The sequence below is a fragment of the Humiphilus diazotrophicus genome (assembly GCF_059726315.1).
In genome coordinates this window covers 408114-430251 of the sequence record NZ_AP040870.1, presented here as the reverse complement: position 1 = coordinate 430251, position 22138 = coordinate 408114, and the positions used below count along the sequence as shown (strand labels likewise).

Sequence of the window (22138 nt, the reverse complement as noted above, 5' to 3'; positions counted from 1 at the left end):
CTCTTTTCACCTTCCAGCTTAGCGGCCGATTATGTAAACCACGGTAAAGACCACAACCCAAACGGCATCGACAAAGTGCCAATAAAGGCTGAGAATTTCTATTCGTTCCGAATGCTTAGGACTCAAATGTCCGGTCATTGCAAAGGCCAGGACAATAAAAATCATGATCAAGCCAATGACCACGTGGGTGGCATGCAGTCCTACCAGCGAGTAGTAAGTTGTTCCGAATAGGTTTGTATTAATTGAGAGTCCATCTTCGTAAATGAGCTTGTGCCACTCGATTCCGGTACCGACCAGAAAGATGGTTCCCAGCAGGAAAGTGACTGCCCACCACAGAGTGAAAGAGCGCAACTTCTTGTGTGCAAACGCATGCTCTGCTAGCCAGATAAAGAAGCTGCTTGAGAGTAAACAGATTGTATAGAAGATCGGGACCTCAAGAACCTCTCTAGGTGTCGGCCCAAAGGTGCTCTTCCCGATGTTGTAGATATAGGCGACCACAAAGATGGTAAAGATTGCTGTCTCGGCAACGATCAGCGAGTACATCGCAACTTTACCGCGCGAGGGTGGCTCCCAATGTTGTGCCTGATAACTCTGGTGCTGGGGGATAGTGCTCATCGAAAATTAGCCTTGTGCTTTATTCAAAGTCGGCATCTTTGTCTTCGGGATGCTTTATATCCCAAAGCGGTCTTCTGCTTGCCACCACGGGGTCGGTAGCGAAGTTGTAGGCAGGCGGAGGCGAGCTGGTAGACCATTCCAATGTCCACGCATCCCATGGATCCGGTCCTGCCTCTTTTCTCCGGAAATAAGAGTTGACCAGGTTAAAGACGAGTACCAGCACGCCTGCGGCCTGAAAGACTGCTCCGAAGGAGATGATCTGGTTTAAAAGTGTCCATCCACGATCTGCTTCGTAGGTGAATATCTGTCTTGGCATTCCCAGGATTCCTGGAATATGCATAACGTCAAAGGTGATATGGAATCCGATCAGAAATAGCCAGAAGTGCCACTTAGCCAGGCGTTCGTCCAGCATGCGTCCAGTCATCTTTGGGTACCAATAGTACATGGCAGCAAAGATCATGAAGACAATTGCTCCGACGAGAACGTAGTGGAAGTGGGCAACAAGAAAGTATGAATTGTGCAGTTGCCAGTCGAAGGGTGAGACGGCAAGGATAATTCCTGTCAATCCCGCAATAAGAAACTGCAGTAGGAATGCAGCTGAAAACAACATTGGGGAAGCAAAGCGGATCTTCCCACCCCACATTGTTGCCAGCCAGTTGAAAATCTTAATTCCGGTTGGAATCGAAACTAACATCGTCGACAGGGTGAAGAAAGCATTTGAGACCGATGTCATTCCCACCGTGAACATGTGGTGCGCCCATACGCCGAGACTGATGAAAGCGATGCCCACGGAGGCTGTTGCCATCGCAGAATATCCAAAGATAGCTTTTCGGGAGAAGACAGGAATAATCTCGTTTGCAAAAGCGAAGGCCGGCAAGACTAGAACATAAACTTCGGGATGACCAAAGATCCAGAAGAAGTGGACCCAGATAATTGCGGATCCTCCAGCCTGAGTGTCGAAAAAGTGTCCACCTAGATACCTGTCAATCAGGAGCATGATCTGTGCGGCAGTTAGCGGACTTATGGTGACCAGTACGAGTGATGAGACGGTTAGATAAAGCCAGGCAAGAAGCGGCATGCGTGCTAAGGTCATTCCTTTGCATCGCATTGAGAATACCGTGGCGATGATATTGATCGCTGTTCCGATACTTCCGAAACCATTCAAGAGGACAGAGATGGTCCAATAATCGACCGTATGCCCGGGAGAAAAGGCGCGTTCCGTAAGTGGAGCGTAAGCAAACCATCCGACATCAGGAGCACTTCCTGTTCCTGAAAGTCCAACGCCGCCGATAAAACTGTAATAGAGAAGAATGCCCGAAAAGGCGCTCAGCCAAAAGCTAAAGGCATTCAGGCGTGGAAAGGCCATATCTCGTGCGCCGATCATGAGCGGGATCAGGTAGTTTCCAAATCCAAATAAGATCGGCATTCCCACGAGAAAGACCATCGTCGTTCCATGCATGGTGAATAGCCGATTAAAGGTCATCGGCGAAACGAAGTGATTGTGTGGAACAAAAAGTTGGATGCGGATAAAGATGGCTTCCAGTCCTGCAACCAGGAGGAAGATCAAAGAGTAGGCGATATAGAGAATACCGATCTTCTTATGATCGACCGTAACAATCCAGTCGTGAACGATTTCAAGCGCTGTCCCGCCAAAACCATGGGGTTTGGTGACATCGATTGCCCCACCCATTCCGCCTTGTATCGGGAGGCTGGAATCTGCCATCTTCGACCTCATTATCTCTGTGCAGTTGCGTTACTTTAGTGTTGCCAAATATGCGGTAATTTCATCGAGCTGCTTATCCGACAGTTGCATCGCAGGCATTAAGCAGCCCGGCTTAAAGATGTTTGGATCCGCGATCCACTTCTTCAGATTTTGGGGCGTATTATCGACGGCTCCGGAAGCTAGGGTGTCCCGGCTCATCAGATGCGTCAGGTCCGGTCCATAGCGTCCATTTGCAACGGTTCCGGATACCGCATGGCAGTTGATGCACGATTGCGTCTCGAAAACTTTTCGTCCTTCAGCAGCAGCTGTATCTTCGACGGCGGATTTCTTCTGACTCTGCACCCAGGCCTGAAACTGCTCAGGTGTATCTACATAAACCCGCAACAACATCAGAGCATGCTCAGGACCGCAAAACTGAGCGCATTGGCCCTTGTATAAACCAACACGTTGAGGATCGATCCATAATTCATTGACTCTGTTAGGAATAAGATCGATTTTCCCTGCCAGATTTGGAATCCAGAAGCTATGAATTACGTCCGCTGATGTCAATTTGAAGAAAGTTGGTTTTGGCGATGAAGTGCTGCTTAAGGGGACATGTAATTCGTTGGCTGTAACGATACCGAGCGCTGGGTAACGAAACTCCCACCAAAATTGGTGTCCAATAACGATTACGTCAAGGGCAGAGGCGGGCTTGGGCGCATCCTGAATTGCAAAGATCATTCTTGCTGTAGTCAGAAACAACACAACGATGATGAGGATGGGAATGATTGTCCAGGAAAGCTCAATTTGCGTGCTGCCAAACACTTGAGGTGGTTCGAGTGCCTCATCCTTGCGTGCACGGAAGCGAATAATTGCCGTAACGAGCAGAGTTGCAACAACAAGAAATATTCCGGTCGTGATAGCCAGGACAAATAATCCCAAGCCGTGGATCAAGCTTGCCGGTGTAGAGGCGGGGGAAAAGATGTTGGTATTAGGCGACTGGGCGAAGACCTGTTTTTGACACAGGCCAAGACCTGACAGCACAAGCAGAGTGTGCCGCAAAAATCTATGATTTTGCACTCTATCAGTCACTTATCCAATCCAGTTACACCAACGTTGGGATGGTCTTTAATCCGAAGCAGTAGCCTGACGGTCTGCTTGTTCGAATAGTTCATCAGCTAAGAACAGCACAGTCCCAAAAGGCGTTTTTAGATGCCCGTAGAGGCGAGAAGAGATGTCTATTGTTTTCGAATAACGGCAATAGACAACATTTCATCCACGAGGCGCTTTGTCCCAAGCCCTTTGCGATCTGAATTGTTTTGGGTGTTAGTTGTCGGCGCTCCTCTAGTGGAGCTTTGGCTAAGTACTTAAGAATCGATAAATTGTTGGCTCTCAGTTACACGCGTGCACCCTGAAGCCAGAGCTATGAAAAAGGGGAAAGTGTTTCAATTTGTATATGCGCCTTCAAATGTTCTGCAAGGTGCAAGAACATCGCCTCCGCGCTCAGCTCTAGATTGAATGTACCACATCATAAGCCTGTTCCCAGCAAGGAGATGCGAAAACAAGAATGTCTTCAATTGTAAAGATGCTGGGTATCGTAAGCAGGTTCCATCGGCTCGCGATTTTCTGTTGTGTTTGTGTGGAATTGTGAAATATAGAGCCGAATATCGGTGTTACAAGGGGTTTGCTGTTTTCTCAGAGAAGCGGAGTCAATGTTCGGCCCTGAGTCTCGGAGCATATCAGGGCCGTTGCATTGAGAGCAGCTATTGTTTTTCCAGTTCGTCTTCAATGAGCCGAATAAGAGCTGGATCGTCCGGCTTTGTGTCGGGGCTGAAACGTGCCACAACATCGCCACCGCGATTCACAATAAATTTCTCGAAATTCCAAAGGACTTCAGGCTCCGGGTTCGGATCGATCCCGTGTCCTTTTAGCTTTTCTTTAAAGGCATCACCCGAGGTGCTGATTGCCTTTGGCTGCATTGTTGTAAGCAGCCGGTAGAGCGGATGCTTTGATTCTCCAACTACAGAGATTTTTTCAAAGAGAGGGAAGTCTATGCTGTAGTTCATTCGGCAGAAGGTTTGAATCTCCTCGTTGCTTCCCGGTTCTTGCTCTTTGAAGTTGTTTGCAGGAAATCCAATAACCACTAAACCCCGGTCGCGATAGTTTTGGTAGAGCTTCTCAAGGCCATCGTATTGAGGAGTCAACCCGCATTTTGACGCGACATTAACAACCAGCAAAACCTTTCCTTTGTATTCGTTCAACGAAGCATCCGTGCCATCGATGCGTTTTAGGGGAACTTCATAGACGCTCATCTGATTCATCTCCTCATTGCCTCAATCGACCTTTGACCACTGGATCGCATTGTGTGCCAGATGAGTCTACCGCAAGGAATGGCAACAACGCATGAAAGGCCAACGGTTTGCCGAAAATGAATCGGTTGACCCGGCCCTGCCGATTGGTTATAAAGAATTATCTGGTGTTCAGGGAAGCGCGGTGCAAATCCGCCACTACCCCGTAACTGTGAGCGCGGAGAACACGAACAGGCAGAGATGCAGCCACTGGGAGCGATCCTGGGAAGGTGTTCGTTGTTTGAGGAAGCGTAAGTCAGGAGACCGGCCAGATGCCAATCCAGGCTTGATCCAGCTTCGATGGGAGAGTTGGAAAGCGTTCTTGTCGGTCAATACCGTACTCGAAGCGCCTGCTATTTGATGATCCCGCGGCATTGGGCTCTAATGCTCACCGCAGAGGAAATATGCAAGAGACGTACCGAAAATCGGTAACTCTCGTGCTTGGTGGTGTTCGTAGCGGAAAGAGCCGCTTCGCGCAGCATTTGGCGACGCGTGCAGACTCCGTTGCCTTTATTGCTACAGCGCAATACACCGATGACGAGATGAATGCGAAGATCGCGCGCCACAGGCAGGAACGCCCTGCATCCTGGCAAACAATCGAGGAGCCGGTAAAGCTTGATTCGGTTCTTAATCAGATCGATGGAGAGTATGGGCTGGTGCTCATCGATTGCCTGACGATTTTTGCGGCAAATCTTTTGGATGCGGAAGCCAATGGCGATAATCTGCAAAGCCGTGCAGATGCTTTCTGTAAAGCCATTTCTGCCAGCAGGTCAACCATTGTTCTGGTTTCAAATGAGGTGGGCAGTGGTGTTGTTCCAGAGTATCCCTCGGGACGTAGATATCGCGATCTCCTTGGAGAGATCAATCAGCGTATTGCTGCCCTGGCTGACAATGTTGTGCTAATGGTGGCCGGTCTTCCTCTGGTGCTGAAGGGGAAGGTGGAGGCGTGATTGCCTTTCTTGTTGCCGGCGCCGCAAGCGGAGTGGGGAAGACGACTGTCGCTCTTTCATTAATGTCCGCTTTTTATCAGAAGAAATTAGTTGTTCAGGCGTTCAAGTGTGGTCCTGATTTTCTCGACACGGGGCATCACTCCAGGATCTGCAATCGCCATTCGCGAAATCTCGATAGCTGGATGCTCTCACACGATACGAATCGAGAGCTCTATGCTAAAGCCGTTTGCGACGCTGATGTGGCAATTGTCGAAGGCGTAATGGGACTCTTCGATGGCGTAAGTGGCGGTTCAGAACAAGGAAGTGCCGCAGAAATAGCAAAGCTTCTGAATATTCCCATCGTTTTGGTTGTGGATGCATCGAGAAGTGGAAGAAGCATTGCCGCTGTAGTAAAAGGCTTTCTGACCTTTGATCCTTCGCTCCGTTTTGCTGGAGTAATTCTGAATCAGGTTGCGGGTGAGAATCATTTTCGGTTGCTAGAGACGGCAATTCGTGCCACGTGTGATGTACCTATTTTAGGTTGGTTACCCAAAGAGCCTTCGATATGCATTCCGGAGAGACATCTTGGATTGCATACTGCGGAAGAGTTTGACGGCTGGCAGCAAAGGCGCGAAGAGCTGGCTGGCTTTGCGTTGAAGCATATCAATCTTGACTTACTGGCAAGATCGGCCTCTTGTTCAAGGCCAAAGCTTCCGGAAAACAGATCTGTCCGTATTAGCAAACCGAAAGTGGTTCGCATCGGCGTTGCTCAGGACCAGTCCTTCTCTTTTTATTATCAGGACAATTTAGATTGTTTGCGCGAGATGGGCGCGGAAATTGTACCGTTTAGCCCTCTGACGGACTCTAATTTACCTCCCAACCTGAGTGCGTTGTACCTCGGCGGAGGGTATCCCGAGCTTTATGCAGAAGCTTTGGCCAACAATTCTTCCATGCTTTCCGCTTTCAGGTACTTTGCTGCAGAGGGTTATCCCATTTATGGCGAGTGTGGCGGAATGATGTATTTGGCCGAAAGTTTGAAAACACTTGATGGCAAGTGCTTCCGGCTGGCAGGGGTGTTGCCTCTACAGGTTGAGATGACGGATCGTCTCATGCGTTTTGGTTACGCGCAATTGGAATTAACTGAAGATTGCATCCTGGGACGAAAGGGAACTATTACCAGAGGGCATAGTTTCCATTATTCACGGTGTTCAGCAACGAAAGAGGTTTCCTCCGTCTATCGTGTTAGCTATACGCTTTCCGGTAAGCAGGAGAGTGAAGGCTATCGGAATAGCGGTGTGCTTGGTAGCTACCTTCACCTTCATTTCCTGTCGAATCCGTCGATTGCAGAGAGCTTTGTCGAGCATGCAAGGCGGTTTGCATGAGAGTGCAATTGATAAGAGCTCTGATAGCGTTTCTATTGCTTGGCGCAGTACTGCCAGCGGTGGCTTCTCGTAAGTTGACCGACGAACTTGGCCGGACAGTCGTTGTTCCAGATCACCCTCACCGGCTTATCTGCCTGGCGCCGAGTGTTGTAGACGATGTTTTCGAGCTTGGAGCGGGTGGCGATGTGGTAGCTGTAAGTGACTACACCAAATATCCTGCTGAAGCAGCCAAGCGACCAAGCGTTGGTTCTCCGCTCAGTCCTTCGATTGAGAAAATCATCTCTTTACATCCAGACCTGATTCTGGCTGTGGGCGAGATTAATCAGCTGGAACATCTCCGGCCTATTGAGCAGTATGGCATTCCCATCTTTATGGTGAATCCTCGCAGCCTGGATGGGATCTATCTTTCAATAAGCGATGTCGGAAAAGCAATTCATCGCGAAGGTGAGGCTGCAAGTCTCATTGCGAGATTGAAGGCGAGAGAAAAGGCAATTCGTGCACGCGTATCAGGTAAGCCAAAGATTCGCGTGTTTATGCCTATCTGGCATGATCCGATAGTTACGATCGGAAGAGATGATTATATTACCGGGATGATTGAAATAGCAGGGGCCAAGTCCGTGACAGATGACGTTGCTCTGCCTTGGCCTCATATCAGCCTGGAAGCCGTGATTGCCCGTAATCCGGATGCATTACTTCTTGTCCGTAGCGGGAAAATGTCAGTCCAGCAATTGACCAACCATCCAGGCTGGAGGACTTTACGTGCAATTCGTGAAGGAAAGATTTATTGGATAGATGAACGCATCGACCTTCCCAGTCCGATTGCGTTTGACGCATTGGAGGATTTAGCAAAACAGTTTCATCCTGGATTGTAAGAAGTTTGCAATCTATAACCATTAACAACTAACCATCAGGATGTTCGGGAAGAGCGGTGCGAATCCGCCACTACCCCAGTAACTGTAAGCGCTTAGAGTTCATCCATCATGCCACTGGAAGATGCATTCCGGGAAGGCGGTTGAACCCGATGAGGCGCGAAGTCAGGAGACCGGTCCTGTGAAAGAGTTCCGAGGGGACACAATATGTTTCGATGGAAGTTAACTTATCTTTGCCTGCTATTTTTACTGCTCTTTCAGCGTGCCGATGCCGCACAGATTCGTGGAACTGTTACTGATTCTCTAGGTGCTGCTATTCCGCATGCCAAAATCGAATTGTTGCAGAAGGACAAGGTGGTAGCGACAACCCAATCCGACGTTGAAGGGAAATTTGCGTTGGATGTTTCTGCAGAGGGTCGTTATCAAATACGCGCTGCTGCGTCTTCATTTGCGCCTTATGTAAGTGAGCCTACCTACCTAGCTAACTCTCAGGTCCTGCAGGTGAATGCGATCCTGAGCGCTGGAAAGCTGATTCAGCAAATAACGATTTCAGCAAATGGAACTCCAACACCCCAGGCACAAATTGGTTCTGCAATTACTACACTTTCTGAAAGCCAGTTCCAGCTGAAGCGAGATATTCAGGAGAGCCTCAGTTTTGTTCCGGGGTTGCAGGTTATGCAGACCGGGCAGGCCGGAGGGGAATCGAGCCTTTACATTCGAGGCGGCAATAAAGACGCAAATAAAGTCCTGATAGACGGAGTATCTGTTAGTGACATCGGTGGAGAGGTGGATTTCAGTAGCCTAGCCTCCGTTGGCATTGCCCGGGCAGAGGTGTTACGTGGTCCTAACAGTGCTTTATACGGTTCTGATGCCATGGCGGGAGTTGTTCATCTGTTTACAGTCCAGGGAAAAACTTCTTTACCCCAATTGAGCTATTTCGGGGAAGGCGGTAACTTTGGAACCTATCACCAGGATGGTTCATTAGCCGGTTCTCACAAACAATTCGATTATCTTTCCGACTATTCTCGCTTTGACACAGCAAATAGTATTCCTCATAGCCAATTTCATAATGGAACTTTTGTTGGAAACTATGGCTGGCGGCCTCTTCCGAATACAGAGGCGAGAGCAACCGTTCGCTACCTGGCTACTTCCTATGGAGCTCCCAATGCAATTCAGCTGTATGCAATTCCGAATGATGCTGTACAGAAATGGCAGGACTCGATAATCTCCGGGACCCTTGACAACAGGGCAACTGAGCGCTGGCATAATCTCCTTCGTTACGGCGTCTTCCGGATGAATGGCCAATACACAGACTTTGCACCGGATGGAATTCCATTGATGGATTCTTCGGGAGGGGTTTCAGCTTACTTGGGGAAGCCCGTGACGATTAAAGGTGCAAACGGGTATTCTGCAAGTGGGCAGGCTATCTTTCAATATGTTGAGACCTATCCAAACCTATATGTGTCACACACCAGCAAGGACTTCGTGTATGGACAATCCGACTATAAATTTTCTCCGCATATAGTTGGTTTGGGCGCCTTCCGATATGAGAAGGAGCGTGGCTATACACAGAGTACCGGTGCTTCTCAAAGTTCGACCGATAGAGACAATTACACCTACACGATGGAGGTTAAGGGGGATTATCGTAACCGCCTTCACTACACAATCGGTAGCGGAATTGAGAAAAACGCTATTTTCGGAGTGGAAGCTACTCCCAGGGCATCCTTTGCTTATTACCTGATTCGCCCTGGCTCTTCTACCTTTTGGGGCGGAACCAAGCTTCGCTTCAGCTTTGGGAAGGGAATTAAAGAGCCAAGCATCTACTATCAGCTCAACTCGCTTTACGATGTGCTGCGGAAGGCTTCGGCAGAAACGGGCACGATTCAGCCGATTGGCGCTGAGCGTTCTCGCAGTTTTGATGGGGGTGTGGATCAGGAGTTTCTTTCTGGACGGGGCAAAATTGGAATCACCTACTTCCACAATCAATTCACGAATGTGATCGAATTTGTTCCGCAGCAGGCTCTGATCGGTAACCTTGGTATTCCTCGGAATGTTGCCAATCAGTTTCTGTTTGGAGCCGCAGTTAACTCCCAGGCTTTCCGAACGTTAGGCGCAGAGGCCGAGATTGAGTATCGAGTCAGCTCTCATCTTTTTGCCCGCGGCGGGTATACCTATCTGGATGGCGTCGTTCAGCGCTCCTTTTCCAGCAATGCACTCTCTCCCGCGGTGAATCCTAACTTTCCCGGCATTACCATCGGCTGGTTTTCTCCCTTGGTTGGGGCTAGGCCATTCCGGCGTGCTCCTCATTCCGGCTATTTCGGTCTGAGCTATAGCCAATCGCGCTGGAATGCCTCCCTGAATGGAACGCTGGTTAGCCGTCGTGACGACAGTGACTTTTTGTATGACAGCAACTACGGAGCGAGTTTGCTGCTTCCCAACCGGAATCTGTTGAGTTCTTATCAGAGGCTTGATTTTGTGGGAGATTATCGTGTGAATCGCTTTGTGTCCCTGACCTCAAGCATGCAGAATCTCTTGAGCCAGCACTACGATGAGGCTTTTGGGTATCCTGCTCTGCCATTTACCTTCAGGTCAGGGGTCAAGATAACCTTGGGAGGAGAGTCTTGGAAGCTGAAGTAACCAGGCTGTCCACTCTCGAAAAAAGAACAAGCACCTATGGTGCTCACGGACAAGCTCGCTTCCATATAACATTGTGCTTGCTTTCCGTGTTGCTTGTAGTTGCGATCGTCTATTCCATGAGCTGGGGCGCAATTCGCGTCCCAGCTCATGACATTCTTAACGCAATTTTCGGCAGGGCACCGCTCACTTCCGAAGAGCGGGAAATTCTCTTACAAATTCGTCTCCCACGTATCCTGGCTGCGGGCTGTGTGGGAGCAGCGCTCTCCATAGCAGGAGTTCTTTTTCAAGGGCTCTTTCGAAATCCCCTTGCCGATCCTTATGTCATCGGGTCGTCGGGAGGCGCTGTTCTTGGTGCTTCGGTTGGAATGTTTCTCCTCTCACAGTTCAGCTTGTGGGGTTTCAGTGCTACCGCAGTTCTTGCCTTTGCCGGATCTGTTGGAACCATCGGACTTGTTTATTGGTTGGCCAGGGTAGGTGGAAAAACTCCGGTGGTTCCGTTACTCCTGGCAGGATTCGCCGTCAGTACTATGTTGAGCTACTCTTCCTATTTCGTTGATGTTTTAGACCGGGATTATGGGATGGGACGTGTGCTGGCATCCTGGCTTCATGGTGTGATTGGCATTCCTCAGTGGAACCAGCTGGCAGTAATTGTGGTTATGCTGCTTATTGGAATCGCGGTTTCTTATCCCCTGATGCGTCGTTTGAATACGCTTGCTCTCGGAGACGAGTATGCAGAGCAGCTGGGGATTCCTGTTGAGTTGACCAGGATGTTGATTATCGTAGTGGGAGCATTGCTGACGGCTGCTGCCGTTGCATTGGGCGGCTTGATTAGCTTCGTTGGCTTGATTGTTCCACACCTGGTTCGTTTGGTCCTTGGTCCTGACCATACACGCTTGCTTCCTGCAGCGGCATTGACCGGAGCATTGTTTTTGGTTGTTACTGATACCCTAGCTCGTACCTTGTTGGCTCCTTCGGAGATTCCCGTGGGCGTGCTCATGGCTTTTGTCGGTGGTCCGTTCTTTCTCTATCTGTTGCGCCGGACAAAACGGGAGTACTCATTATGACGCCCTTACTCCAGTTTCAACGAGTGTCATTCTCCTTTGCCGAACGAGAAATCTTCCGCGATATTGATTTTAGGGTGATGACGGGCGAGTGTGCTGCACTGATTGGTCCCAATGGGGCGGGAAAAACAACTCTGTTACGCATTGCCGCTGGAATGCTTTCAGCCTCAGCAGGAGAGGTACGATTTGAAGAAAAGCCGATCTCCGGTTATCAGCGCAAACATCTTGCGCGCAAGATAGCATTGGTTCCTCAGCATTTGGATGTGCCCTTTGAGTTCACCGTTGAACAGATTGTCGAGCAAGGAAGAACTCCGTATTTGAGATTTTTCGGGGGATTCGGGAAGCAGGATCGGTTAGCGATTGAGAGAGCCATTGAGCTTACCGATCTCGATTCTCTCCGCTATCGCGTATTCAACGAGCTCAGCGGAGGAGAACGCCAGCGAGTGAAGATCGCATTAGGTTTGGCCCAGGAGCCGAACCTTCTCCTACTGGACGAGCCTACACAGAATCTCGATATAGGCCGCCAGGTTGAATTATTGGATTTGATCCGTAATCTTCAACGCAGCGGTATCACGATCTTTGCTGCCATGCATGATCTGCAGCTAATTCAAGGAACCTTTTCTTCTGTTCTTCTTCTCAGCCCGGAGGATGGATTAAGACAGGGAAATCCAGACGAAATCCTTCAACCAGTCCTGTTGGAGAAGGCTTTTCGCTGTCCACCAGAACAACACCCCATTCTTCTTGCCCAAGGGAGGGCTCAATGACAAATCTTCTATTTCCCTCAATAAAGGAGGCGATGAGTGCTATTACGCCTCTAGATCCACACTGCCTGGCAGAATCACAGGATCACCTGGATCACCTTACAAAGCCAGTCGGGAGCTTGGGACGTTTGGAAGGTGTGGCTGCGCAGATGATGGCCATTCATTCCGGCACACTTAATCTTCCCCTGAAGAAAGGTGCTTATGTTTTCGCTGCCGATCATGGGGTAACTGCTGAAGGTGTGAGTGCATATCCGAAAGATGTTACCGCGCAGATGGTCATCAACTTCCTCGGTGGAGGTGCCGCAATTAATGTTCTTTCACGCACGCATAGTGTGGAGTTGACCGTAGTTGATGTTGGAGTGGATGCAGATTTTGCCAATGCTCCAGGTTTAGTCCACCGCAAGGTTTGTCGTGGTTCCAGAAACATGGCACAGGAAGCTGCTCTTTCACCAGAGGAGCTCGAGGCCGCCCTCGGCGTGGGATTGGAGATGGCTGGTCTAGCCAAAGAGAAAGGGCAAAAACTGATTTCCGTTGGTGAAATGGGGATCGGTAATACTACACCTGCTAGTGCAATCACCGCTGCGTTGACCAAACAACCTGTTGCAAAGGTAACCGGGAAAGGCGCGGGACTTGATTCTCCAGCTACCGAGAAGAAGATTTCAGTCATTGAGGGTGCGCTGGCCAGGCATTTCGGCAACCTTGATCGCCAGCTTGACCCAATGGAGGTTCTGCGATGCGTGGGCGGTCTGGAAATTGCAGCAATTACCGGACTGGTTCTCGGTGCGGCAAGTCATCGGATTGCAATCGTGATGGATGGCTTTATTTCAACTTCAGCAGTTGCAATTGCCTATGCTCTAGAACCTAAAGTCAAAGATTATCTTTTTGCGGGGCATTGCTCCGAGGAGCCAGGCCATCAGGTGTTGTTGAACTACATCGGAGTTGAACCGCTGCTTTCGCTTCGCATGCGGCTAGGAGAGGGAACGGGAGCTGTAATGGCAATGCCGGTTATCGAATCTGCTGTCCGGCTCTATAGCGAGATGGCTACCTTTGATTCGGCAGGAGTGAGTACAGCAACTAAATGAAACGCTTATTGAAGGATGTGCTGGTTGCCTTTCAATTCCTTACCAGGCTCCCTCTTCCTGCTGTGGCGTATGAGGAAGGGGCTCTGGCCCGGTCTGCCAAGTACTTTCCCTTGGTGGGGTGCGTTGTAGGAGGATTGGCATACCTGGTATACCGTCTGTTTTATCAGCATTTGCCAGCGCCTCTTGTTGCGGTTGCTGTTTTGCTCGCGACAATTTTATTGACGGGCGGTTTGCATGAAGATGCTTTTGCAGATGTAGCAGATGGATTCGGCGGCGGGTGGAATCGGGAGCAGATCCTCAAGATTCTTAAGGACAGCCGTATCGGTAGCTATGGAGCCATCGCGTTAGTTCTTTCACTTGTATCGAGGCTCTTTCTGTTGTCTTCATTGTCTGCGGATCGTTTCTTGTCTATGGTTTTGTGCGCTCAGGTTATTTCACGCTGGACGATATTGCCTTTGGGATTTTTCTTAACTTCTGCGCGAGCGGATGGACAAGGTGCTCGTGTTGCCAAGGGGATTTCTGGGAGTTCTGTTGCTATAGGGTCACTTTTTAGTCTGATGATACTTTTCTTTTTTCTACATACTTGGTTTTGGGTACCTGGATTACTTGCTTCTGTCATAACTCTAGGTTCGGGTCTCTACTACCACCGGCGGATAGGTGGCATTACCGGAGACTGCTTCGGAGCAACTATACAGTTGACGGAAATTGCCGTTTACGCGACTGGAGTGTGGCGATGAGTGGGGAAATTGTACTGATTCGTCATGCTGAGACAGCATTTGCCGGACGCTTTTGCGGCCACTCCGATCCCCCGTTGAATACTCAAGGGATAAATCAGTTACCCGGTCTGGGCAGCAGATTGGCGAGATGGGAATATGATTCCTTGTATTCAAGCGATCTGCTTCGTGCTCGTCAAACAGCCAAAGCTATTGTTCAAAAGCCTTCGATGGAGATTGGACTTCGAAGCGGTTTAAGAGAGATCTTCTTTGGAGAGTGGGAAGGACTTACCTGGCGGGAGATTGAGACTCGGGACCAAAACGAGGCCAAGCTATGGATTGAACAGTATCCTCAGCGGGCGATTCCCGGCGGAGAAGATTACAAAAGCTTTTCTGCGCGTGTCCAGGCGGAGGCTGAGTTCCTCTTTGATCAGGCAAGGCATTCTCGTGTTGCAGCTGTGACACATGCGGGCGTAATACGCACGATTCTTAGTCTGAGGAGTAGAGTTAGCGAGCAGGAGGCCTCGTTATGGACCAAGGATTATGGCTCAATAGTCGTCCTCTCTACGCGGGGAAGGGTTGTCTACACATCCGCGGAAGTTGCGTATGCCTAAAGTTGCGGTTCGAGAATTAATTGGTTGGGGTTTGGATGAAAACCCGGACAGGCCTCAGATCTATGGCGTCAATTCCATGATCCGGCGGGCACAAGAAGAGATTGTTGCGTCTGACTACCATTGTTCTTGTAATCCAATTCTTGAGGATGAAACTGCTTCTGCCGGAATTGAGCTGAAGGGACGCCTTCACTCCATTCAACAGAGTGACGAGTTTGATGGGCTGAAATGGCGACTGGCAATCGTTGATCTGCGCAAACTTCTTGCCTTTCAGCGTCGTCTTTGCTTTGACTCTGTTTTGCCGAAAGTCTTTACTCGGAAAGTTGAAGAGAGAGATTGGGTGGAGATCTTTGACTTGGCGCTTCCGAAGATGTTGCACTATTGTCCTCCACAAGTTCGGAGGCTTTCGGAGACAGAGGTTGAATTTCGATCTGCCAATCCGAATTTTAGGATTGAGTTTAGCGCTTCGTTTGAGCGAGATAACGGGTGTGCTTGGAGCCTGTCGTATGGTAGTCCTTATATGGAAGTGGCCTGTTATCGGGGAAGATGGTTTCTGCGCGATGGATACCATCGCGCCTATAGATTCCTGAAGCGTGGAATTTTTGCTGTGCCTGCAGTAGTGATAGAGGCCGAAACGCTAGAGGTGTTGGGGGCGGCACAACCCTGGTTTTTCTCGGAAGAGACGTTATTTTCGGCACATCCGCCAAAGTTGCTCGACTTTCAAAACAAAAGGCTGGTATTGGAATATGACCGACCAGCCTGGGAGAAAGTTATTCGCCTTACTTTGTGTGAGTCGTATGAAAAGAGCCCGAAAGAGATACTGCAACGAGGTGAAAGATGAGTATTGCTACTAAACGTGGCGACGGAGGCCAAACGAGTCTTGCCGGTGGTACACGTGTCTCAAAGGCAGATTTGAGAGTAGAGGCTTATGGCACTGTCGACGAATTAAATTCCGTATTGGGCTTTGCCCGTAGCATCTGTAGGCAAAAAGAGATTGCCGTGTGGACAGAAGAGATTCAGCGAACACTCTTTCGATTAGGCTCCGCTTTGGCTACGCCTCCGGAAGGAGCAAAGAAGGCTCCCAAGATCCTGTCGGAGGATGTTGAGATGCTTACCCTCTTGGTTTACCAGCTTGAAGCCAGGGAAGGCATTCTCTCCGATTGGTCGATACCGGGAGCGCATACGGAAGCTGCTGCTTATGAAATGACACGCACCGTTTGCCGCCGGGCAGAGCGAACCGTTATTCGTCTTATGGAGAGTGGAGTTGAAGTCGACGCTAATATTCTTGCTTATCTGAACCGGCTTTCAGATCTAGTGTGGCTCTTTGGCCGTGTGATTGAACTGGAGGCAGGCGTTGATTCTCGCTTGAGGGATGAAGAGCATCAAGGCTCAAGATGGTCGCGTGCGTGGTAATTGAGTCTATTGGGGGGAGAGGAGTTCCGGCAGTGTCTGCTCGTGCGCTAATGGTCTTGGGAACAAGTTCTCATGTTGGTAAATCTCTACTGACCGCTGCTCTCTGTCGTATCTACTCGAGCCGGGGATATAAAGTAGCTCCGTTTAAATCTCAAAATATGTCGCTAAATTCTGCAGCGACGATAGAAGGCTTGGAAATTGGACGCGCACAGGCCCTGCAGGCAGAGGCTGCGCGAATTCCACCTTCGGTTCACATGAACCCCGTATTAATAAAACCGACCGGAGATGCTTCATCGCAGATCATTGTTCGTGGAAAGATCTGGGGAAAGCTCTCCGCGTCTGACTACCATCAGCATCGAGTTATTGAGCTTCTACCTATAGTTCAAGAAAGCTTCGAGGTGCTGGCCGCAGCAAACGACCTTGTAATTCTTGAAGGCGCCGGTTCTCCCGCCGAGATCAATCTGAAAGCTAACGATATCGCTAATATGCGAATGGCCGCGATGTCGGATGCTGCCTGCATTTTGGTCGGAGATATCGATCGCGGAGGGGTTTTTGCTTCGCTGTTAGGGACCCTTGAGTTGTTGGAACCGGAAGAACGGTGCCGTATTCGTGGCTTTGTGATCAACAAATTTCGTGGGGATATAAATCTCTTGCTTCCGGGCATTCAAATGATTGAGGAGCGGCTAGGCCTTAAGTGTTTGGGTGTTGTTCCGTACCTCCCTGATTTGAAGTTGGAAGAAGAGGACAGCGTAGGTCTGGAGGAACGACCGTCAGCACAATGGAACGTTGACAGCGATCGCGCAAGAGCACTCAGAATTGCGGTGGTGTGTCTTCCTTCGCTCTCCAACTTTACAGACTTCGATGCTCTTGGAGCAGAGTCTTCTGCAAGTGTGGCCTACTGCCGAGTTGCTGAGGATTTGCAGCATGCAGATGTCATTGTTCTCCCAGGGAGTAAGCAGACGGTCGAAGATCTTCGTTGGTTGAGAAGCACTGGAATTGACGATGCGGTTCATCGGCATATTGCATTGGGAAAACTGCTTGTAGGTATCTGTGGTGGTATGCAGATGCTTGGTTGGGAAATTTCCGATCCGCAAGGAATAGAAGCAGGAAAGAAAGAGGAGGGGCTTGGTATTCTCCCCTTGAAAACGACTCTCTTGGCGGACAAAGTAACTGTTACTGCTACGGGAGAAATTTTTCATCCTCACCTCTTTGGACAACCTACAAATTTGAGTACGGTGCGAGGCTACGAGATTCATGTCGGTGAGACTACATACCTTCCAAGAGCAGAACCCTTTGCGCGGATTCGGAGAGCTACCGATCCGCAAACAGTGTTCGCAGATGGCTGTGTCAGTGCAGATCGGCGAGTGTTTGGCACGTATTTACATGGTCTCTTCGACGATGATTCCTTCCGGCACGAGTTTCTTCAGGCCGCACGTGCAGCTCTAGGCCTTGCTCCATCAGCAAACTGGAGCAGTTGGAGAGAGGAACGCCAGAAGCAGTGGGATCGACTCGCGGCGACGGTTGAGCAGGCTCTCGATCTGGAAACAATCTCTTCTTGGCTTAGCCTGCCTAGTCATTCCGTTTAGGAGTCGTCGTGCGTTTCAATATCTTAGCAGTAGCCTATTGTCTTGATTGGCTGATCGGTGATCCGCAAGACTGTCCACATCCTGTTCGCGTTTTTGGCTCCGGTATCGTCCAGGCAGAGAAATGGCTGCGCCATTCAGGGGATTCCCCGAAACGTGAACTCGTGGCAGGTTCGATTCTTGCGGTTGGTTTACCCTTTACGGTTGCGCTGATTAGCTGGTGGGGAATTAAAGGACTCTCGAAGCAGCAACGGCAGCTTGCTATAGCACTGGAGATCTTTTTTGCGGCAACCTGTCTTGCTACACGCAATCTTCTCGACGAAGCCAACGAGGTTATTGCCGCGCTGGAAGCTGGAAATCTTGTGGCTGCACGCTTACGCCTGGCTAGAATCGTGGGTCGCGATACCGCTTCGCTCGATGAGTCAGAGATCTGCAGGGCTGTGATTGAGACGTTAGCTGAAAGTCTTTCCGATGGAATCATTGCTCCACTGTTCTATTTGTCACTTGGGGGAGTTCCTGCCGGACTAGCCTTTAAGGCGATCAGCACAATGGACTCAATGATCGGCCATAAGGATGAGAGATATCTTTATTTCGGTCGAGCTGCTGCACGATTGGATGACATTGCGAATTTTCTCCCTTCACGGATCAGCGCGTTATTGACCTGTGTGACTGCTGGTTTTCTGGCTCAAACGAGCGCAAAGAGTGCGTGGCAGACATGGCTCCGCGATGGCGGGAAGCACAAGAGTCCAAATTCAGGTCAACCTGAGAGCTCTTTCTCTGGTGCTTTGGAGGTCAGGCTTGGGGGGACAAATTACTATGACGGTGAGGAGATCTGTAATCCTGTGATGGGGCAGGAATTTTCTCCACCATCGATTCCGCAAGCAAAAACAGCAGTCAAATTGATAGCTGTAGTTTCAATCCTTGGTTCTGCCGTAGCTTTGTTTTATCTCTGGAGAAAGAATCGATGATTTCACTTGCTGAGCAATCAACGGCGCCCAGCCATGGGGGACAGCTTGGAAGTCTTTCTGTTCAATTTGGAATTCCTCCTGAAGAGCTTCTGGATTTTAGTGCAAATCTTAACCCTAATGGCCCTCCTGCGAGGGTTATCGACGTCCTGCAGGATGCTCTGCATCGTCGAGGATTGATACGCGAGTATCCGGATGCTAATTACTGCGAGCTCAGAAGAGCTTTTGCAGATTATGTCAAAGTATCGGAAAAGAATATTGCCATCGCCAATGGAGTTATTCCATTGCTGGAATCTGCACTTCGAACCACAAAGGTGAGGAGATGTTTGCTTCCAATACCTTCCTTTGGAGAATATCGGAAAGCACTCGAAAACTGTGAAGTTGAAGCAGTCTCATATTCTCTTGCCCCGGAAGAGAATTTTGTGATGAAGCTTGACTTGATGCTCGAAGCGATTCGGCATCATTCCTGTGATGCTCTGTTGTTATCAAATCCTCAGAATCCATCAGGAGAGGCCCTAAGCGGAGAGAAGATGAAGCCCTTCCTTGAGGAGCTGATTGCCGCAGGCATACAGATCTTTCTGGACGAGGCCTTTATAGACTACCTTCCTGAAGAAAGCCTGACTGCTTGGGCTACATCGACATCCCGTGTGGTTGTATTCCGATCGGTAACAAAGTTCTTTGGACTTGCCGGTATGCGCGTAGCCTTTGCCGTCGCGAATACGGATCTTTCATCTCGCATCGAGGCTCGGATTCCAGAGTGGCCTGTAACGGCATTGGCCGCTGTTGCTGCAAGTGTGGCATTACAGGATCGGGGTTTTTGCCATGACACTTTACAGAGAAATAGAACTGAAAATCAATTGCTGTTTGAACAGCTCATATCCCTTGGTTTGACTGTATATCCGGGACGAGCAAACTTTCTCCTTTTACGTCTTCCGAAAGATTGCGACGGTGTTGAAGTATGGCGTCGTTTGATCTTGGAGCAGCAAATTGTAGTTCGTAACTGTGGGAATTTCGATTCACTTGATGATCGGTTCTTGCGTGTGGTTGTTCGGAATCGTCACGAAAATCAGAAACTGGTGGATGCTTTCCGAAAAGTACTTCCAATAAACACCTCTCTGTGACCCTTGGGTTTTCTCTTCGAGGTCACAGAGAGGGAACGCGGATATTGGAACAAAACCAGCGTTACTGACGATGTGCAGGTTTTCTTGACGAAAGACCTGCGTAGGGAGTTGTGGTTCGGGATACACCTTCGCTGGCTTTGCTCTAGTTTTGCCAGGTTACATTCACACTGCCAACTCCGCTGCTAGGCACTGTGTAGCTATGGTTGCTTCCACCTTCCCATGTAATCGCACCATTTGCTGCGATCTTGAGAAATTTGAATTGGATCGTTTGTCCAGCAGGCAGAGAGACGTTCAGAAACCAGTTGGGGTAATTGGGGGCGAGCATTGGGCCTACTGCTGTATCGAAGGTGGTTCCCCAATTCCCTAGCTCAACAGTGCTTCCGGCTAGAAAGATGTAATCCCCTATATTGGTGGAGACTGCATTGTTCACGGTGAAGGTAACGGGAATCAGCTTGGCTGCGAGTACCGTGAACTGGATAGTATTTGCAGCATTTCCGTTGGCATCTTTCAGTTGAACTTGGTAAGTGCCATTGGCAACCGAGGGTACTGTGAAGGTGACGGAATTCGCAGTCCAGGATTGAATCGTCGCGGCTACTCCGTTAATCGTCACGCTTCCGGTGTTGGTTCCGAAGTTCTCGCCAGCTATGGTTACCTTGACTCCGGGTTGCGCCGAGGTTGGGCCGATTGAGCCAACAACAGTGCCCGGCTGTGTCTGGACAACCTGCCACACAGCGACAGAATTTGCAGGTAAGGTGAAGTTTGCTGCCGGGTTGTTTCCTCCACTTCCAGCTGAGACCGTTATCCCCACTCCGTTTATCATTCCTCCTAAATAGTCGGTGTATGTTCCGGCTGGAAGGGCTGTGTTCAATCCCGATATTGCGTAACTGCTGGAGGTGTTTTTGTTGATAGCAACGAGAACAACATCATTGAAGAATTGCCGTTCATAGATATAGACGTCACTATTGATCCAGCGTTGTTTGAATGTTCCATAAGCGATGGCATCATTGGACTGACGAAGCGCGGAAAGCTTGCTGGTCATTTGATACGCCGTAGTTGAGGTCGAAAATGATGCCATCTGGGGACGGTTATAGGGGTCGCCTCCCCCGCTCGTGTCATTGTGCAGGTATTGTTCATCCCCGTAATAGATCGAAGGAATTCCCCTGCAGGTTAGGAGGAATGCCATCGCCTGATTCAGCCGATTGGTATTGTTGTTAACTGAAAGCAGTCTTGAAAGATCGTGGCTATCGATAAAGGTCACCAGATCGTTAGGCCAAGTGAATGTGCTGTTTTCTGTGTTGATCGTATTGTCTATTTCGGAGAAATTGTTGTTGCTGCCGAAGACGTCGCGAATCGCTGTATTGAGAGGGAAGTCAAGCAGACTGATATTACTCTTATTCGCAAACTTATATGCGTCATGGTAAAGCGCATCAGAGGTGTTGCTCATGGCCCATTCGCCAAAGAAGAAGCTCGGAGCATTGGTGAAAGCGGTATTGGCCATGGAGTACTCCCAACCCCAGGTTGCATGCTTTACAGCATCGATGCGAAAGGCATCAGCACCATGATTTTGCAGCTGTGTCACGGCCGTCTTCAGATAGCTATCGATAGTTGAGTTTTCTTGATTGAGGTCTGTCAGATCTTCCAGCGTATAGTACTGAATCTGATAGCGATCGTTGTAGTCACTGATCCCCGCGTTGTGATGAAAGTAGCCATTGGGGTCGTTGTTGGCTGCCGCCATGAAGACCCCATTGTTATATAAGGATCCATACTCCCCGGCGTTGTCAGGGCTGGTATGGTTCGGTGCAAAGTCTACGATGACCTTAATTCCACTTTGATGTGCGGCTGAAATCAAGTTGTCAAAGGCTGTCCATGTATTACTTGCAGCACCAAAGTGTTCTTCGATTCGTTGAAAGTCGCGAGCCCAGTAGCCATGATATCCGCCTTGAGGGTCGCTGCTGGTTCCATAGGTATTCAGGTTGTCGTTGTCTACTGGAGGGGAGATCCAAATGGACGTAACCCCAAGATTCTTTAGATAGGTCATCTTCTGCTGAATTCCGGCAAGATCTCCACCCCAATAAGCACGCCAGTGCGTCTGAGTCGAATCATATAGGCCGGCACTTTGTGAAGGATTGTTATTCGAGGTGTCTCCATCGAAAAAGCGGTCAGTGATGACTTGATAGATTACCTGCTTCTTGAAGTCTTGAGCGTATATAGACGTGCTCAAAAACACTAGCGACAAAGAAAAGATCAGCTCTTTACGAAAGGCGTGCTCTCTCATGGTTTTCCTCCTGGACGATATGGCTCAAAAGACTAGGGCTTTTTATCGCACGGGTGCACTTGTCGACGTGA

Annotated in this window: 19 protein-coding genes and 2 riboswitches; of the genes, 14 read left to right on the top strand and 5 right to left on the bottom strand. The window is 49.5% G+C overall.

Annotated features, from left to right (window positions below):
• Positions 1-18 precede the first annotated feature (18 nt).
• The 4 genes from AC6I7T_RS03565 to AC6I7T_RS03550 form a co-directional block, all read right to left on the bottom strand.
• On the bottom strand, positions 19-615 hold the full coding sequence (locus AC6I7T_RS03565) for a cytochrome c oxidase subunit 3 (RefSeq protein ID WP_497791928.1): 597 nt from the start codon (positions 613-615) through the stop codon (positions 19-21).
• Between the two features lie 19 nt (positions 616-634).
• Positions 635-2338, bottom strand: a complete 1704-nt coding sequence (gene ctaD / locus AC6I7T_RS03560) for a cytochrome c oxidase subunit I (protein ID WP_497791927.1) — start codon at positions 2336-2338, stop codon at positions 635-637.
• 30 nt (positions 2339-2368) lie between these two features.
• The gene (gene coxB / locus AC6I7T_RS03555; RefSeq protein WP_497791926.1) at positions 2369-3397 is read right to left on the bottom strand and encodes a cytochrome c oxidase subunit II; all 1029 of its coding nucleotides are present in this window, start codon (positions 3395-3397) and stop codon (positions 2369-2371) included.
• 683 nt (positions 3398-4080) lie between these two features.
• Positions 4081-4629 (bottom strand): glutathione peroxidase, encoded by a 549-nt coding sequence (locus AC6I7T_RS03550; RefSeq protein WP_497791925.1) that lies wholly within the window; start codon positions 4627-4629, stop codon positions 4081-4083.
• A 145-nt stretch (positions 4630-4774) separates the two neighbouring features.
• Positions 4775-4952: riboswitch (cobalamin riboswitch) on the top strand.
• A gap of 117 nt (positions 4953-5069) precedes the next feature.
• On the opposite strand from AC6I7T_RS03550, the gene cobU reads away from it, so the two are divergent.
• From cobU to AC6I7T_RS03480, 14 genes are all read left to right on the top strand, one after another.
• Positions 5070-5615, top strand: a complete 546-nt coding sequence (gene cobU, locus AC6I7T_RS03545) for a bifunctional adenosylcobinamide kinase/adenosylcobinamide-phosphate guanylyltransferase (protein ID WP_497791924.1) — start codon at positions 5070-5072, stop codon at positions 5613-5615.
• Entirely contained in the window at positions 5612-6976 is a 1365-nt protein-coding gene (locus tag AC6I7T_RS03540; protein WP_497791923.1) for a cobyrinic acid a,c-diamide synthase CobB, read from the top strand. The genes cobU and AC6I7T_RS03540 overlap by 4 nt, the downstream gene beginning before the upstream one ends.
• Entirely contained in the window at positions 6973-7848 is an 876-nt protein-coding gene (locus tag AC6I7T_RS03535) for an ABC transporter substrate-binding protein (protein ID WP_497791922.1), read from the top strand. The genes AC6I7T_RS03540 and AC6I7T_RS03535 overlap by 4 nt, the downstream gene beginning before the upstream one ends.
• 21 nt (positions 7849-7869) lie before the next feature.
• A riboswitch (cobalamin riboswitch) is annotated at positions 7870-8041 on the top strand.
• Between the two features lie 11 nt (positions 8042-8052).
• Positions 8053-10482: a TonB-dependent receptor gene (locus tag AC6I7T_RS03530; RefSeq protein WP_497791921.1), complete on the top strand. Its 2430-nt coding sequence runs from the start codon at positions 8053-8055 to the stop codon at positions 10480-10482.
• Entirely contained in the window at positions 10467-11546 is a 1080-nt protein-coding gene (locus tag AC6I7T_RS03525; protein ID WP_497791920.1) for a FecCD family ABC transporter permease, read from the top strand. Before AC6I7T_RS03530 ends, AC6I7T_RS03525 begins: the two co-directional genes overlap by 16 nt.
• The gene (locus AC6I7T_RS03520; protein ID WP_497791919.1) at positions 11543-12307 is read left to right on the top strand and encodes an ABC transporter ATP-binding protein; all 765 of its coding nucleotides are present in this window, start codon (positions 11543-11545) and stop codon (positions 12305-12307) included. The genes AC6I7T_RS03525 and AC6I7T_RS03520 overlap by 4 nt, the downstream gene beginning before the upstream one ends.
• Positions 12304-13386 (top strand): nicotinate-nucleotide--dimethylbenzimidazole phosphoribosyltransferase, encoded by a 1083-nt coding sequence (gene cobT / locus AC6I7T_RS03515; protein WP_497791918.1) that lies wholly within the window; start codon positions 12304-12306, stop codon positions 13384-13386. The genes AC6I7T_RS03520 and cobT overlap by 4 nt, the downstream gene beginning before the upstream one ends.
• The gene (gene cobS, locus AC6I7T_RS03510) at positions 13383-14123 is read left to right on the top strand and encodes an adenosylcobinamide-GDP ribazoletransferase (RefSeq protein WP_497791917.1); all 741 of its coding nucleotides are present in this window, start codon (positions 13383-13385) and stop codon (positions 14121-14123) included. Before cobT ends, cobS begins: the two co-directional genes overlap by 4 nt.
• Positions 14120-14713: a histidine phosphatase family protein gene (locus AC6I7T_RS03505; protein WP_497791916.1), complete on the top strand. Its 594-nt coding sequence runs from the start codon at positions 14120-14122 to the stop codon at positions 14711-14713. Before cobS ends, AC6I7T_RS03505 begins: the two co-directional genes overlap by 4 nt.
• Complete coding sequence (locus AC6I7T_RS03500; RefSeq protein ID WP_497791915.1) at positions 14706-15551, top strand: hypothetical protein; 846 nt, start codon at positions 14706-14708, stop codon at positions 15549-15551. Before AC6I7T_RS03505 ends, AC6I7T_RS03500 begins: the two co-directional genes overlap by 8 nt.
• Positions 15548-16123 carry a cob(I)yrinic acid a,c-diamide adenosyltransferase gene (locus tag AC6I7T_RS03495; protein WP_497791914.1) on the top strand — a complete coding sequence of 192 codons (576 nt, stop codon included), beginning with the start codon at positions 15548-15550 and terminating at the stop codon, positions 16121-16123. The genes AC6I7T_RS03500 and AC6I7T_RS03495 overlap by 4 nt, the downstream gene beginning before the upstream one ends.
• Positions 16124-16155: 32 nt before the next feature.
• Positions 16156-17709, top strand: a complete 1554-nt coding sequence (locus tag AC6I7T_RS03490; protein ID WP_497791913.1) for a cobyric acid synthase — start codon at positions 16156-16158, stop codon at positions 17707-17709.
• Between the two features lie 8 nt (positions 17710-17717).
• Entirely contained in the window at positions 17718-18674 is a 957-nt protein-coding gene (gene cbiB, locus AC6I7T_RS03485; protein ID WP_497791912.1) for an adenosylcobinamide-phosphate synthase CbiB, read from the top strand.
• Positions 18671-19792 carry a pyridoxal phosphate-dependent aminotransferase gene (locus tag AC6I7T_RS03480; RefSeq protein ID WP_497791911.1) on the top strand — a complete coding sequence of 374 codons (1122 nt, stop codon included), beginning with the start codon at positions 18671-18673 and terminating at the stop codon, positions 19790-19792. Before cbiB ends, AC6I7T_RS03480 begins: the two co-directional genes overlap by 4 nt.
• Positions 19793-19934: 142 nt before the next feature.
• Here AC6I7T_RS03480 and AC6I7T_RS03475 read toward each other — a convergent pair whose 3' ends face one another.
• Entirely contained in the window at positions 19935-22067 is a 2133-nt protein-coding gene (locus AC6I7T_RS03475) for an alpha-amylase family glycosyl hydrolase (protein WP_497791910.1), read from the bottom strand.
• Between the last annotated feature and the right edge of the window lie 71 nt (positions 22068-22138).

Bases quoted from the DNA above. Each gene is read 5' to 3' on its own strand.
- cobU (WP_497791924.1), top strand. From the start codon at position 5,070: ATGCAAGAGACGTACCGAAAATCGGTAACTCTCGTGCTTGGTGGTGTT.
- AC6I7T_RS03520 (WP_497791919.1), top strand. From the start codon at position 11,543: ATGACGCCCTTACTCCAGTTTCAACGAGTGTCATTCTCCTTTGCCGAA.
- AC6I7T_RS03505 (WP_497791916.1), top strand. From the start codon at position 14,120: ATGAGTGGGGAAATTGTACTGATTCGTCATGCTGAGACAGCATTTGCC.
- AC6I7T_RS03475 (WP_497791910.1), bottom strand. From the start codon at position 22,067: ATGAGAGAGCACGCCTTTCGTAAAGAGCTGATCTTTTCTTTGTCGCTA.
- AC6I7T_RS03480 (WP_497791911.1), top strand. From the start codon at position 18,671: ATGATTTCACTTGCTGAGCAATCAACGGCGCCCAGCCATGGGGGACAG.
- AC6I7T_RS03565 (WP_497791928.1), bottom strand. From the start codon at position 615: ATGAGCACTATCCCCCAGCACCAGAGTTATCAGGCACAACATTGGGAG.
- cobT (WP_497791918.1), top strand. From the start codon at position 12,304: ATGACAAATCTTCTATTTCCCTCAATAAAGGAGGCGATGAGTGCTATT.
- AC6I7T_RS03500 (WP_497791915.1), top strand. From the start codon at position 14,706: ATGCCTAAAGTTGCGGTTCGAGAATTAATTGGTTGGGGTTTGGATGAA.
- AC6I7T_RS03550 (WP_497791925.1), bottom strand. From the start codon at position 4,629: ATGAGCGTCTATGAAGTTCCCCTAAAACGCATCGATGGCACGGATGCT.
- AC6I7T_RS03530 (WP_497791921.1), top strand. From the start codon at position 8,053: ATGTTTCGATGGAAGTTAACTTATCTTTGCCTGCTATTTTTACTGCTC.
- AC6I7T_RS03535 (WP_497791922.1), top strand. From the start codon at position 6,973: ATGAGAGTGCAATTGATAAGAGCTCTGATAGCGTTTCTATTGCTTGGC.
- cobS (WP_497791917.1), top strand. From the start codon at position 13,383: ATGAAACGCTTATTGAAGGATGTGCTGGTTGCCTTTCAATTCCTTACC.
- AC6I7T_RS03495 (WP_497791914.1), top strand. From the start codon at position 15,548: ATGAGTATTGCTACTAAACGTGGCGACGGAGGCCAAACGAGTCTTGCC.
- ctaD (WP_497791927.1), bottom strand. From the start codon at position 2,338: ATGGCAGATTCCAGCCTCCCGATACAAGGCGGAATGGGTGGGGCAATC.